Here is a 13,802-nt window from a genome sequence, read left to right on the forward strand (position 1 = left end):
GTATCGCTTATTTATAGATATTTGACAAGCTAAACTTATGAGTCTGGAGTCTCAGTCTGAGAGTCGTGAGTGAGAGTACCGTTCCAACAAAGATCGTGGTGTTTTCCTGTGTGCCGTTGCTGTAACCTCAATATATGCAGAAGTTAAGGATTTGAGGACAATGTCTAATATTTTTTTCAAAAATCGCGGAACGCAGGCATTTTTCTGACCTTAACTCATTTATCTGCAAGGTTTACAGCGTTCCACTCCGGTGTGTAGCGCTGTGGAACGGTGGAACGAAGAAAATGTTAGGATGCGGAACATCTGGTGTCGCTTTTTCCGTGAGTGGCAGAAATGATTTTTAATTTTCGTCAAAAAAACGTAAAATCAAGGATTCGACTTAATCGCAATTTTGTTTTGGAGAAAAATAATCTATGAAGATCGGTTTACCGAAGGAAATTAAAGACAACGAATACCGCGTTGGGCTGACGCCGGCGGGTGTTCAGGCGTTGGTGGGTGACGGGCACACGGTTTTTGTGCAAAAGACGGCGGGCGAGGGCTCGGGGTTTAAGGACGAGCAGTATGTGAAGGCAGGCGGGCAGCTTTTGGATACGGCGGACGAGATCTGGCAGGCCGGCGATATGATCGTCAAGGTCAAAGAGCCGGTCGCTCCGGAATATCCGCGAATGCGTGAGAATCAGCTGCTTTTCACCTATTTGCACCTCGCACCTGAGCTGGAATTGACCAAACAGATGCTTGACCGCAAAGTTACCGGCGTTGCATACGAGACGATCACGTCCAACGGCCGCTTGCCGCTGCTGACGCCGATGTCCGAAGTTGCGGGCCGCATGTCGGTGCAGGTCGGAGCGACTTACCTTGAAAAAATGAACGGCGGAAAGGGAATTTTGCTGGGCGGCGTTCCGGGAGTTCCGGCAGCGAACGTCGTCATTATCGGCGGCGGTATCGTAGGCACCGAAGCTGCGAAAATGGCTGTCGGACTTGGTGCTAAAGTTACGATCATTGATCGCGACCTCGACCGCTTGCGTCAGCTTGACGATATTTTCCTTTCGAAGGTGCAGACGCTCGCTTCGTCGCGTTACGCCATCGAAGAAGCTATTTCGCATGCCGATCTTGTGGTTGGCGCAGTGCTTGTTGTCGGTGCGGCCGCTCCGAAGCTCGTAACACGCGACATGCTGCACTTGATCCCATCAGGCTCCGTTCTCGTAGACGTTGCCGTCGATCAGGGCGGATGTTTTGAGACGACACACGCGACGACGCATTCGAATCCGACTTATTACGAAGAAGGCGTTCTCCATTATTGCGTCGCAAATATGCCAGGTGCTGTGCCGCGAACTTCGACATTCGCATTGACCAACGCAACATTGCCGTACGCACAGGCTCTTGCTGGCAAAGGTTTTGAAAAGGCGATCGCCGACGACGCAGGACTTCGCGAAGGTGTTAACACTTACGCAGGTAAACTGACTTACGAGGCAGTTGCGACTTCGCAAAACCTCGAATACACGCCGCTCGATTCGCTGCTTGATCTGAAGTCGGCAGCTGCTTAAAGATCGGCAGATATTTTTTGCCACGAATTACACGAATTGCACGAATTCGAAATTTGATTCGTGACCTTTGTGTAATTCGTGGCTAATTTCTTTAAAGATGTACGAGTTTGCAGTAGAGCCAGCCATTACAAAACTTCGCCGTCCGGGCGTGATCATTACTGAGGTCGAACCGGGCAGTCTTGGCGAAGAGCTTGAGTTGCGTCCAGATGATCGCATCGTTCGCGTCAATGGCAGGCCTGTTCGTGATTACCTTGATTTTCGTTTTCAAACGGGTGGCGAAACCGAATTGACGTTTCAAATAAAAAAGACCAACGGCGAGACTCATGACATCGAATTTGACCGCGAAGAAGGCGAAGACCTCGGGCTGATGTTCGAACAGATCGTGCCTCGCCAATGCGCCAATGAATGCATCTTCTGTTTTTGCAAGGGCAACCCTGAAGACGCGAGGCCTTCGCTTTTCGTTCGAGACGAAGACATTCGTCTTTCGTTTCTCTACGGCAATTACACAACACTCTCGTCGATTACTGAAGACGAGATGAAACGCATCATCGAGCAGCGTTTATCGCCGCAATACGTCTCGGTTCATGCGACTGATCTCAAGACGCGAGCGTATCTGCTCGGCGTCGAAGAATCACGTGCGGACATTTCGGACAAATTAGAGCGCCTGCTCGCAGCCGATATTGAACTTCACGCACAGGTCGTTTTATGTCCGGAGATAAATGACGGAGCGATCCTGGAAAAAACATTGCGTGACCTCGCATCGCATTATCCTAAGGTCGTTTCGACGGCCGTTGTGCCGGTTGCGTTGACTCGCTACAATACCGACGAACGCCTTACCCGCGTTACGCCCGAATTTTGCCGCAGAACAATAAAAGAAATTGAAAAACTGCAAAAAGAATTTCGCAAGACGCTTGGCGTAACTTTTGCTTTTCTGGGCGATGAAATTTACATAAAAGCCGGTGCCGAAATACCATCGCGGCGGCATTACGGCAACTATCCGCAGATCGAAGACGGCGTAGGAATGGTGCGGTCGTTCGTGAATGCGTTTGAAAAGTTATTGTCAGAACCACCTGCGGTAGCTGTAGGTTCAACGCTGCGGGCAAAGAAGATCGATCACCGTACACATCCAGAAGCAATCGTTCCGTCAGATGTGCATATATCTGATCTTCAGCCACCCGCTACCGCAGGTGGTTCTGACTTGTTCGGAACTTTCCTTACAGGCGAAATGTTCGCTCCGATCCTGCGTGAACAGATAGATAAATACAACGAGCTGAGAGGTTCGCGACTGAGTGTTTTAGCCGTTCCAAACACCTATTTCGGCGGCGATGTTTCGGTTGCGGGATTGTTAACGGGCCAAGATCTGATCGCGATGAAAGATAAGATAAAGGGCGATTTCGTTATCATCCCTAAGGCCACAATAAAATCGGACGAACCGATCTTTCTAGACGGAATGACTTATGAAGAATTGAGATCGAAATTTGATGTCCCCGTTTATGATGTGGACACGGCAGGTCTGATTAGCTATTTGACAACTTAAAAGAGACAAGTCGTTAAGACTTGCCTCTCACTAACGATCCACACGGCATTACTTTGTAAAGTTGTAAACGATCACGCCTGTTACTTTCACCGGCATTTTGCCGAGGTAGGTCGGGCTAAATTTAGCCTGCCATGCGGCTCGTTCAGCAACCCCTCGGAACAACGCATTGCCGTTGATGGCTTTCGCGGAGACTACTTTGCCGTTTTCATCGATCGTTACCTGCACATCCACTTTGCCTTGAAGGTTCAGAGCGACCGCTGCGGCCGGATATGGTGGTTTTGGCAGATAGGTAGCTTTTCCGTTGACCGGGCCTGCAGACCTAACAACCGTCGGCTTTATTTCGACTGGTTTCTTAATTACAGGCGGTGGCTCCGGAATTGGTTCCGGCTCGGTTGGTTCGACTTGTCGCACGATACCGTCAGGGCTGCCGTCGGTGCTATCTCTATCTCGCCCGCCTCCACTCGGATTGTCTGGACCAATAGGTGCGGGATCTGGTGAGTTCCATGTTTCAAATGAGGTTGGCACAGTTGAGATCGTCGTCGGGATGCTGTTTGGTTTGTCCATCGGAGCGACGTATGAGGGTTTTGTCGGTAGATCGCTGGTCGATTGCGATGGAATCCGAGCTGTCTGTAAACGCTGCGGCTTTAGTTCGGGAGCGGCGATCTCGGGCGGGGCAACTACTGTCGCTAATTCAAAACTGTCATTTCCCAAGCCGTAATCTGAAGCGTAAATACTAATTACGACCGCCGTGACGAACAATATTCCAACCACGATAGACGACACCATGAAGTAACTACGGCGATTGTGGAAGTCTGCTCCTTCCGGTTCTGTTTCGATCAATTTGTCAAACATTTTTAATCCTCCTAACGCCGGTGCCGTGCGTTCTGCTTACTTAGACACCAAGCAGGCACGTTTGTTCCAGAGGATCAGGAATTTTTGATCGAGATGATCTCAGCGGCTATGCTTACGGCGATCTCTTCGGGAGTGCGGCTGTTAATGGATATGCCGATAGGTGTGTGGATCTGCAAAAGACGTTCCTTTGAAAATCCATCTTTTTCGAGAGTGTTTAGCAGAGTTTTCATCTTGGCTTTGCTGCCTAGAACCCCAAAATATCTAAACTCCTTATCAAAAAGACTGCGGATCACAATCTCATCCGACTTAAATCCAAGCGTCATTACGACGACATAGGTATCTATTCCCGATGGAATAAATTGGGCGATGTTCTCATAGCGTTCGATGATGGTTATCCCATCGGCAAATTGATTTTTAGCGAGTGTGTTTAATTCAGGCCGATCATCAAAGATCGAAATGCGAAAATCCATTCGGGACATCAATTCCGAGAGAGCCAATGCACAATGCCCTCCGCCGATAATGAAAAGTGTGTGTTTTGGGCCGAGTCGTTCGCGATAAACGAAACTGTTTTCACTCTTTTTTATAAAAGTGATCGCAAGTTCGTTTTCAGTGTCTTCTATAATTTGAAATCTCGAATCTGAAATTTCAAATACTTGTGGCTTTCCTTTGGTCAGGCATTCGATGATCTGTTGAATTGTTTCGAGATCATCAGGTTCCAGTCTTTTTATGATTATTGTCTGTTTACCAGAGCAGATCATTCCGCTCGAATGAGACGCGTTCTTTTGATGAACCTGCTCTATTATTGTTGCTTTTCGGAAGGCAGTCGTTATCACTCCCGGTTCTGACAAGAGCTGTCGACTTTGTTCGACGAGATTTACTTCCATCACGCCGCCGCCGATGCTGCCGCATAACTCACCGTCTTCACCGATCGCCATTTTGTATCCCGCTCGTCCGGGACTGCTGCCGGAACTTTCGGCGACAATCAGCAGCATCACCGATTCATTTTTTTTCAATCGGCTGGCGACAAATTGCCATAGCTCGGATTCCTTGCTCATTTTGCATTTGCGGCTTTCTCTACTGAGTCGCTGTAGAGATTCATCAGAACCTTTTCTGGCGTGAACGGAAGATCAAACGGAGGGGAACAATCGGTAAAAGCCTTGACCGCATTTCTGATCGCAAAATACGCGCCGATGCCGTACATAAGCGGCGGCTCGCCCACCGCTTTGGAATTGAAGATCGCTAGATTTTCGCGAGTAGTTTCGAGCGGAAGTATCGTTATCTCTTTTGGAACGGAATAGATGTCTGGAACTTTGTATGTTGAGAGCGCATTCGAGCGAAGTTTGCCGTCAGAATCGTAAACGACCTCTTCCATAGTCACCCAACCTAAGCCTTGGACGATGCCACCTTCGATCTGACCATTATCAACCGCGGTGTTCATTGACGAGCCAAAATCGTGACAGCATTTAACATAGTCAACCTCATATCGACCGCGAAGGCAATCGACGGTAACACCGATGATCGCCGTGCCGTAAACGTGATATGCGAACGGATGTCCTTTCGCCGTGCTCCAGTCAAAACCGATCCCTGCGGTCGCGTAATGCGAATGTTCGCTGAGGTTTACGCGCTGGAGATGGGCTTCCATCACGAGCGTCTGCCATTCCAGACTTGTTTTTTCACCATTGCGGTACACCAAGCCGTTTTCAAGTGAAAGATCTTCTACACTTACTGTCTCAACCAGATCTTTTGCCACCTCAAACAAACGTTTGCGGATCGTCTCGCAAGCTAATTGCGTTGCCTTACCGTTAAGGTCGGCAGCAGCAGACGCAGCGGTCGGCGAAGTATTTGCGATGCGTAAAGTGTTTGTCGTGTGAACCTTGATCTGCTCGATGGGCAGGCCAAACATCTTCGACGCAACTTGTGCCATCTTTGTGTTCACACCTTGGCCCATCTCTACCGCACCGGTCGAAACTGCCACCGATCCGTCTGTGTAAACATGCACCAGCGAACGCGCCTGATTCATCGGCGTTTTGGTAAACGAAATGCCGAAACAGACCGGCATTATGGCAACCCCTCTCTTCAGGTATTTTGATGAGGCATTAAAGTCAGCGGCTTGTTGGTGTTTTAATGCGAAATCGAATTCAGCGTCTGCTTGCTGCCAAGACGTTGTCGCTTCACTTTCAGCTTTCTGTCCGTATGGAAATTCGTCATCGGTTTGGATTAGGTTGCGACCTTGAATTGCGAAGATTGGCACATTCAATTTTTCAGCAGCGTGTGCAATCGCTGATTCAATAACGAACATTCCCTGTGGCCCGCCAAAGCCGCGAAAGGCGGTGTTCGGCGGCAGATTTGTACGACAGCAATAGGCGGTCGCGGTGACATTTGGGACGTAGTAGCTATTGGTGCAATGGAACAGCGTTCGTTCGAGCACCGGCGGCGAGAGGTCGCACGAAGCTCCCGCATTCTGATAGAACGAAGCCTCGTAAGCGACGATCTTCAGATCCTTATCGAGGCCGATCTTGTAATCGGATGAATACGGATGCCGTTTGCCGGTCATTCGCATGTCTTCCATGCGGTGCAGGGCATATTTTACGGGACGACCAGTAAGCTGCGTGGCGACCGCACAGATTCCAGCCCAAGCATTTGCCTGATCTTCCTTACCGCCAAACCCGCCGCCGAGTCGCTGAACATCGACCTCGACCTGATGCATTGCCAAGCCCGTTACACGGCAGACCGCACGCTGCACCGCCGTAGGCCCTTGTGTCGAAGAGTAAATTTTTAACCCGCCATTTTCGGTCGGCACGGCGTAGGCTCCCTGCGTCTCGATGTATAGATGTTCCTGGCCGTTCTGCTCGGTTCGGCCTTCGAAAATATACTCACAATTGTGAAAAGCGGACTCCGTATAGCCCAGTACAAATTTCTTTGGCGGAACGATCAGGTTGCCTTTTGCGGCAGCGACTCGCGGATCGGTGATCGGTTCGAGTTCGTCGATCTCGATACTAATTTTCTTCGCGGCTTTGCGGGCGAGTTCCTCACTTGTCGCGACAACAATAGCGATCGGCATCCCCTGAAAGTGAACTTCGTCAGCTGCAAGAAGCGGTTCATCCGGAACAATGCCGCCGATCTGATTCTCGCCGATCAGGTCTTTTGCAGTAATGACCCTGCAAACGCCTTCCGACTTTTTGGCTTCAGTTGTATCTATCGACTTTAACTTTCCATGAGCAACTGGTGAATCAAAAACACACGCAAACAGCGTCCCCTGGACAAGCGGAATATCGTCCAGATAAATGGACTCGCCGCGAACGTGTGATTTTGAGTCGATGTTTTTCAATATTTATTTTTTGCTTTCCAAGTAGTATGTGATTGTTCGATACTCGATCCAGGCAGGTTCAGGCTTAACTTTCCCGTTATCATTTACTAACTTCAAAAAAGTTCTCTTTGTCCAATTTCCGTATTTATCAATCGCATCGTTCTTTATCAAATATTTCTTGTCTGGTTCAGGTAGATTAATAACGGCGATATTGTGCCATTCAATTTCATTGCCTTTTGAATCAAACATAGTAATATATTTCTGATTTAGTTTACCGTCATAACCATAGGCGATTTTTTCCATTCTATTTTCTGAATGGTTGTAAACGTAACGCATTCCCTTTTCGCCATTATTTAGAAGCATCTGCATCTCCACCATTTTCCCGCCTTCATACTTGTATTCATACTTGTAGCTGTAACGTGGATCGGCTGGTTGCGTCTCTTTCGGTTCTTCATCCGGAGAAGCTAAGGTGGTAATTATCCCGCTATCTTCATAGATTGTCTGATATGAGGACGCTCGCACCCCATCCAAATAGCCGTATACTTTTACTTCGTATGGATTGCCATTCGAGCTGAAACTTATGACCTTCACATAATCTCCATTTTTGTTAAACTCTGTGATGGACTGGAGGTGTCTCCCTTGATCGCTCCATGTCCCAGAACGGTCTTCGCTTTCCTCAACAGTGCTTTTTACTTTTCCCTTAACGGCTTCGTCTTCAGCATCCGTTCTGAGTTTAGAAGTTCTCGGGGACTGTGGCAGTGACTTTGGCGTAGCGTCTGCAATCCTCTTAGCTATCTTTGCACTCAGCTTAACTTGTGCAGATGCGAACGTCGGAAGCAGCAACACAAGTGAAACAAAAATCGCTATTCTTTTCATATCAATTAAACATCTCCATAAAATGTGCACGGAAAAGTTGTCGCAACAACAGCCGTTTGTATGGTTCTGTGCCGCGCACGTCCGAGATCGGCGATATCTCGGATTGCATTATTTCATTTGCTTGTCTGACCGTCTCGGCGTTTACTTCCTTGCCTCTGAGGAACGCGGAAGTTTCTCGTAAATAAAGCGGTATCGGTGCGACGCCTCCGGCGACTACATGAGCCTCCCCAACTCGCGTTAAACCGCCCGCTACCGCAGGCGGTTCTGATAAGATCGATATCGCTGTGTTAACCGTTGCAATGTCGAGATAGGTTCGCTTGCAGACTTTTTCAAAATTGAAACGAAAATCGCGCGAAGGTTTTTTAAATCGGATCGTCGTGAGGATCTCATCGTCCTGTTTGGCGAGTTGTTTGTAGCCCAAATACAGGTCTTTCAGCGGTAAAGTTCGAGTACTGTCCTTACTGACGTGCGGGCTTGTGCATAGGTCGATCTCGGCGTCGAGTGCGAGGAACCAGACTGTCATATCACCTATCGGCGAAGCGTTGACGAAGTTTCCGGCGAGCGTCGCCATGTTGCGGATCGGCGTTGATGAGACGAGTTTTAGGTGTTTGTAAAGATCAGGAAAGATCGACTGCATCACGGGTGAAACTAGCAAGTCGGTGACTGTTGCAGATGCTCCGATCTCGATGTATTTCCCTGTGTCACGAATGCCGCGAAGGCTTTCGTTGTATAACAGATGTGCGGCGGCGGACTCGGTCATTTCGTCGTGACGCTGAACGTAAAGATCGGTTCCTCCACCCACGAACGAGTGCGAAGTTCGGATTGAGGATGGCGGAGCTGAAGATATCAATCCCTTAAGACGTGCGGCTATGTCCGCAAAGTAATCGGGCACAAACTGCCTGCCGCCTTCAGCAATCTGTTTGTTGACCGAACAAGCGGCTTTCTCGATCGACTTGTAACCTGTGCAGCGGCATATATTTCCGTCAATAGCGGAGACAGCCATTTCAGGTGTCTTTGCGGTGTCGTCAATGCAGAATCCGGTCAGCGACATAACGAAACCGACGGTGCAGAATCCGCATTGCGTGCCGCTTTCGTCGATCATTGCTTGCTGGACAGGCGTCAGGCCTCGATCTGTCGGGTTTATGCCTTCGACGGTGACGATGTGTTTTCCAGAGGCATTCGCAATTGGCATCAGGCATGAGGTCATTGTGCGGTATTTGACCTCTGAGTTGACAAACTCACCGACCAGTATCGTGCATGCTCCGCAGTCGCCTTCGCGGCAGCCGATCTTTGTGCCTTTGAGATTCTTGTGATAACGGACAAAATCGAGCACGGTTGTGCCAGCGGGCAAATCCGTGGAGATGGTCTCGTTATTTAGGACAAATTGGATCAAAACTAAATCAAAGTAAGAATAATTCAGCCCAAGGTGCGAATAAGTAGGAATAATTCGGAAATACTCCTACCGTGGGACAGTTTGGGACACTTAATGGTTCAGCCTAAATATTGTCAAATAGAGACTTAGCTCTCGATATTGTAAGTGTCCCACTGTCCCACGCTTTTTTTCGCTAATACTCGGTCTTATCCGGCTTCGCTGCCCATTGACCAAAGACCTCGAGGGCCTCGTCGCGCATAAAGTTTGTCAGCTCAAGTTCGCGGTCGCCGTTATTCTTTTCGAGTTCTTTATAAATAAAATCGTCGTCAAATCCAACATCTGCCGCGTCATTACGTGTGCAGGCATAAAACACTCGCTCGGGCCGTGCCCAGTAGATCGCGCCGAGGCACATCGGGCACGGTTCGCACGAAGTGTAGATCGTACAGCCATCGAGTTGGAACGAATCAAGGCGGCTACATGCATTGCGAATGGCGACGATTTCGGCGTGTGCGGTCGGGTCGTTGGTTGAAGTGACGCGATTGCTGCCTTCTCCTACGACCTTATCGTTTTTGACTACGACACAGCCAAACGGGCCGCCGGCGTTCGTTTCAACACCGTTGCGTGCAAGCTCGATCGCCCGAGCCATAAATTTTCTGTCCAGTTCGGTCATCTATGGATTTTTTAACTTGATCTCGTATAGGTTTTTCCAGTTCTTGCCTGTGACAAAGATGCGATCTTTGATTGGGTCGTATGCGATGCCGTTTAATGTGTTCTCAGCCTTCGGATCGTAAGGGTCGTTGGCCTGGGCCTGATCGTCCGGCGAAATGCCGGCGAGGTTGATCCATCCGAGCAGTTTGCCGGTCGCGGGTTCGATGCGGGCGATGTAATTTGGTTTACCAAGTATCTCAGGGCTTTCTGAATGCCAAACATTCGCCCAAATTTCACCCTTTACCCATTCGAGTTCGTTGATCTGCATCAACGGTTTGCCGTCCTCTCTCATTACCGGAATTGTCTGCGCCTGCTTGAATGTTTCTGAGTCCAGAACCTTTAAGACATGCGTGCCCTGGCTCATATAAAGAGCCGAACCGTCGGTCGTCAATCCCCAACCTTCGCCCTGATAACTTAACTCTTTGACCAATTTCAATGTTTTTGCGTCGAATACACGGCAAAGCCCACCTCGCCACGTCAATTGATATATCTTGCCATTGATAATAGTAATACCCTCGCCAAAATCATCGGACGGCAGATCAAATTTTTGAAGAACTTTTCCCGTTTCAAGTTCAACCTTTCTGAGCGACGATTTGCCTTCCTGGCCAGTGCTTTCATACAGAAAACCGTCATGGTATATCAAACCTTGAGTAAAGGCCTTTGGGTCGTGCGGATAGGTTTTAATTATGTCGTAGCCGTAAACAGGCAAAGCCGTAGGCTTGGCAGCAGCCGTATTGGCGGCGTTGACATTAGGCTTTGGAGTGCTGTTGTTGTCCGAGCAGCCGAAAGCCACTAAACACAAAAAAAATACCATCAATAAACGCATATTTACTTACTTCCTAAAGCTTTATCTATTGCGGCCTTAAATGCTTCGACCGTAAGGGACCTTACCCAGATGCCGTTCACATAGATCGCGGGTGTCCCACTGACGCCATAGAATTCACCGTCGGCCATATCTTTTTTGACAGCAGCCGCTGTCTTTTCGGAGTTAAAGTCTAACTCAAATTGTTTGACATTCAAACCCAGATCGGCGGCGTATTTCTTCAATGACGCATCGTCGAGAGCATCCTGATGGGCGTAGAGAATCTCAATATATTCGAAGAATTTGCCCTGTGCATTTGCGGCTTCGGCCGCAAGAGCCGCACGCCACGCATTGAGATGAACGCCCTCAAGTGGGAAGTTGCGAACGACAAAACGGATCTTGCCCGGATATGATTCCATCGCCTTTTTCAATACCGGATGCGTGGCAGAGCATGCCGAGCATTGAAAGTCGCTGAACATCACGACAGTAACCGGCGCATTTGCCGGTCCGGTCGCGGGCGAAGTTCCGACCGAGATGTTTTGCCGCATCGGTTCAGGTGCTGTGTAGAGCATGTTTACCTGATATTTGGCAAAGAGCCGTTTTCCTAATGCATCGGTCAACGCCGCGCGTTCCTCGGTCGAAAACTCTTTTAGTTTATTAGTGATCTCGCGGCCGATCAGCGTACCTTCGTCGATGCCGAGAGATTTGGCCTCATCCGCCAGCAAAAGGTTATAGAGAGTTTCCGTTACCGCATCAACCACAGAATCGGCGAGATCGGCTTTGTCTTGGAACAACGGAATTTTCGCAAAATCCTCAAAATCTTTGAGGGTAACTGGTTGGCCGTTGATAGTTACGAGGACTTCAGTTTGAGCAAGCCCTATGGCGTTTACCTCCTTCCCACCAGTGACTTTATATTTGGTCTTTAGGCTGGTCAAAAGCGTGCCCAGCATCTTTTGTTCGGCTTGATTGCGAAGGTAATCAATGATCGCTTTTCGCACTTCTTCGAGCGTTCTGGATCCGATCTCTCTACGTTTTGCTTCATAAAGGGCTTTGATCTCGATCTCGCTAGGAGCCGGAATCTTTGCCTTTTCGGCCGCAATAAGACGACCCTGCGTAACGCCGCGTTCCTTGGCTTCAAGCTCCAAAACCTTTTCGTTTACCATCTGCTCAAAGAGGTTCGTGCGTATTTTTGGAAGATTTGCTGGATAATCAGAAACTGCTTTTTGAATTGCAGGCGGCAAATCACGAAGCCGTATCGTATGCCCCGTCGAAGTCGCTAGAATTTCGTCCGGCTTTTGCCCAAAAGCCGCGAACGTGAAAATAATAATGAAGAGAATAGTGTTGATCGATCTCATAAAGTTGCGATATTAAATTTTACCAAATATATGGGGAAAAAACTTCCGCGCTCATTCTACGTCCGCCTGGATACGATCTCGATAGCAAAAGAACTACTTGGCAAGCTGATCGTCGTTCCTGTTAACGGTCGCCGTGTTTCTGCGATGATTGTCGAAACCGAAGCATATCTGGGCGAGACCGACCGAGCGGCACACAGCTACAACGGGCGCCGCACGCCGCGAAATGAGGTCACCTATGGCAAGGGCGGACATGCGTATGTTTTCTTTATTTATGGGATGTATTACCAGCTAAATATCGTGACCGGCCCACGCGAACGTCCGCACGTTGTTCTAATTCGGGCCGTCGAACCCTTCGATGGTATTGAGATCATGCGTGAACGTCGCGGTCCGATGAAAGACCGCAATCTGACTTCCGGGCCCGGCAAACTCTGTATTGCGCTCAATATTGACCGTAGTCTAAATGGCGAAGACCTGCGCGGAAAGCAGATCTGGCTTGAAGATCACTGTACCTTTGCCCCGAACGAGATCGCCATCGGTAAACGCGTCGGCATCGACTACGCGGGCGAAGACGCGGAAAAGCCGTGGCGGTTTTGGGTGAAAGACAACGAGTTTGTGAGTAAAGTCAATAACGCTATTGACCAAGCCTCAAACTAAAGGAAGATATTCTAAATTTCTTGAGAGTAGCGACCGGGAAAATATTTTAAGTTCGGCAATTCACTTTTCAACCTATCTATATCTTCTGTTGGTAATGTGCGAAACCATTTCAACGCCTTCAGCTTTTTCAGCTTAAGAATCGGATCGATACGTTTGTCAGGGCAACTAATCATCACCGCGCTAAAGTGAATCAAGTTCGATAGCTCGCTGATTGGTTCGAAGGTGTCCACCTTTTGTTTTGTATACATGCCGCCTTCGATCGATAAGAACCTAAGGTCTTTTAGAGTAACCAAGGGCGAAAAGTCGGTTATTCTCTTAAAATTCTCGATGAAAAGTACTTGTAGCTGTGTCATTTCCGTCAATGGCAGAATACTTTGAACTTGGGAAGAACTCCCAATACCCAAATATCTCAGCTTCCGTAATGCGGACAAGTTATCAAGGGACTTTATGTTGCTCCACTTAACTTTAAGCCCCACTAAATTTTCTAACCTACAAACACTATCAAAAAGTTGTTGAGGTGTGTGCGTTGTGAACCAGAGCATTTCAATATTCTTGCAGCTTGGTAAATAGTCGATCCAATCCCTAACAAGTTTTTTTTGTTCCCCTGCTGTCAAGTCTAATCGCTGAGTACAGGCAATGTTAACTTTCGATTGTCCCTCATACTCGTCAGGCTTTGTGATGCTTTCAGGCGGGAAGTCGTTTAGCATATTCCAATACCAAAAGCCACGTTCAATCTGTTCTTCTGTAAACATAGGCTATTCACCAATTGGCATTTAGAAATCTCGCCCGAAAACT

Annotated in this window: 12 protein-coding genes; 3 read left to right on the forward strand and 9 right to left on the reverse strand. The window is 48.6% G+C overall.

The features are described from left to right. Nucleotides 1-413: 413 nt before the first annotated feature. Together ald and IPL32_11670 are read left to right on the forward strand one after the other, a co-directional pair. Nucleotides 414-1,544 (forward strand): alanine dehydrogenase, encoded by a 1,131-nt coding sequence (ald, locus tag IPL32_11665; GenBank protein MBK8466479.1) that lies wholly within the window; start codon nt 414-416, stop codon nt 1,542-1,544. Between the two features lie 97 nt (nt 1,545-1,641). Continuing rightward, nucleotides 1,642-3,081: a DUF512 domain-containing protein gene (locus IPL32_11670; GenBank protein ID MBK8466480.1), complete on the forward strand. Its 1,440-nt coding sequence runs from the start codon at nt 1,642-1,644 to the stop codon at nt 3,079-3,081. 48 nt (nt 3,082-3,129) lie between these two features. On the opposite strand, the gene IPL32_11675 is transcribed toward IPL32_11670, so the two are convergent. The 8 genes from IPL32_11675 to IPL32_11710 all read right to left on the reverse strand — a co-directional run bounded on the left by IPL32_11675 (nt 3,130) and on the right by IPL32_11710 (nt 12,353). Continuing rightward, entirely contained in the window at nt 3,130-3,933 is an 804-nt protein-coding gene (locus IPL32_11675) for an energy transducer TonB (protein MBK8466481.1), read from the reverse strand. A gap of 74 nt (nt 3,934-4,007) precedes the next feature. After that, nucleotides 4,008-4,988 (reverse strand): XdhC family protein, encoded by a 981-nt coding sequence (locus IPL32_11680; GenBank protein ID MBK8466482.1) that lies wholly within the window; start codon nt 4,986-4,988, stop codon nt 4,008-4,010. Continuing rightward, nucleotides 4,985-7,261, reverse strand: a complete 2,277-nt coding sequence (locus IPL32_11685) for a molybdopterin-dependent oxidoreductase (protein ID MBK8466483.1) — start codon at nt 7,259-7,261, stop codon at nt 4,985-4,987. Before IPL32_11685 ends, IPL32_11680 begins: the two co-directional genes overlap by 4 nt. Before the next feature lie 3 nt (nt 7,262-7,264). Next, the gene (locus tag IPL32_11690; GenBank protein MBK8466484.1) at nt 7,265-8,116 is read right to left on the reverse strand and encodes a hypothetical protein; all 852 of its coding nucleotides are present in this window, start codon (nt 8,114-8,116) and stop codon (nt 7,265-7,267) included. A 1-nt stretch (nt 8,117) separates the two neighbouring features. Then, complete coding sequence (locus IPL32_11695; GenBank protein MBK8466485.1) at nt 8,118-9,509, reverse strand: FAD binding domain-containing protein; 1,392 nt, start codon at nt 9,507-9,509, stop codon at nt 8,118-8,120. A 172-nt stretch (nt 9,510-9,681) separates the two neighbouring features. Next, a complete protein-coding gene (locus IPL32_11700; protein ID MBK8466486.1) occupies nt 9,682-10,158 on the reverse strand; it encodes a nucleoside deaminase in 477 nt (158 codons plus the stop codon). Further along, complete coding sequence (locus IPL32_11705) at nt 10,159-11,022, reverse strand: glutaminyl-peptide cyclotransferase (GenBank protein ID MBK8466487.1); 864 nt, start codon at nt 11,020-11,022, stop codon at nt 10,159-10,161. A gap of 2 nt (nt 11,023-11,024) precedes the next feature. Then, nucleotides 11,025-12,353 (reverse strand): thioredoxin domain-containing protein, encoded by a 1,329-nt coding sequence (locus tag IPL32_11710; GenBank protein ID MBK8466488.1) that lies wholly within the window; start codon nt 12,351-12,353, stop codon nt 11,025-11,027. 30 nt (nt 12,354-12,383) lie between these two features. On the opposite strand from IPL32_11710, the gene IPL32_11715 reads away from it, so the two are divergent. Then, complete coding sequence (locus IPL32_11715; protein ID MBK8466489.1) at nt 12,384-13,007, forward strand: DNA-3-methyladenine glycosylase; 624 nt, start codon at nt 12,384-12,386, stop codon at nt 13,005-13,007. Nucleotides 13,008-13,018: 11 nt separating this feature from the next. On the opposite strand, the gene IPL32_11720 is transcribed toward IPL32_11715, so the two are convergent. Then, on the reverse strand, nt 13,019-13,759 hold the full coding sequence (locus IPL32_11720; GenBank protein MBK8466490.1) for a hypothetical protein: 741 nt from the start codon (nt 13,757-13,759) through the stop codon (nt 13,019-13,021). Between the last annotated feature and the right edge of the window lie 43 nt (nt 13,760-13,802).

It is taken from the genome of Chloracidobacterium sp., assembly GCA_016711345.1.
Classification (GTDB): Bacteria; Acidobacteriota; Blastocatellia; order Pyrinomonadales; family Pyrinomonadaceae; genus OLB17.

What these genes read in the sequence shown, in the direction of transcription:
- IPL32_11690 (MBK8466484.1), bottom strand. Translation starts at nt 8,116, where the DNA reads ATGAAAAGAATAGCGATTTTTGTTTCACTTGTGTTGCTGCTTCCGACG.
- IPL32_11720 (MBK8466490.1), bottom strand. Translation starts at nt 13,759, where the DNA reads ATGTTTACAGAAGAACAGATTGAACGTGGCTTTTGGTATTGGAATATG.
- IPL32_11670 (MBK8466480.1), top strand. Translation starts at nt 1,642, where the DNA reads ATGTACGAGTTTGCAGTAGAGCCAGCCATTACAAAACTTCGCCGTCCG.
- IPL32_11715 (MBK8466489.1), top strand. Translation starts at nt 12,384, where the DNA reads ATGGGGAAAAAACTTCCGCGCTCATTCTACGTCCGCCTGGATACGATC.
- IPL32_11680 (MBK8466482.1), bottom strand. Translation starts at nt 4,988, where the DNA reads ATGAGCAAGGAATCCGAGCTATGGCAATTTGTCGCCAGCCGATTGAAA.
- IPL32_11675 (MBK8466481.1), bottom strand. Translation starts at nt 3,933, where the DNA reads ATGTTTGACAAATTGATCGAAACAGAACCGGAAGGAGCAGACTTCCAC.
- IPL32_11705 (MBK8466487.1), bottom strand. Translation starts at nt 11,022, where the DNA reads ATGCGTTTATTGATGGTATTTTTTTTGTGTTTAGTGGCTTTCGGCTGC.
- ald (MBK8466479.1), top strand. Translation starts at nt 414, where the DNA reads ATGAAGATCGGTTTACCGAAGGAAATTAAAGACAACGAATACCGCGTT.
- IPL32_11700 (MBK8466486.1), bottom strand. Translation starts at nt 10,158, where the DNA reads ATGACCGAACTGGACAGAAAATTTATGGCTCGGGCGATCGAGCTTGCA.
- IPL32_11710 (MBK8466488.1), bottom strand. Translation starts at nt 12,353, where the DNA reads ATGAGATCGATCAACACTATTCTCTTCATTATTATTTTCACGTTCGCG.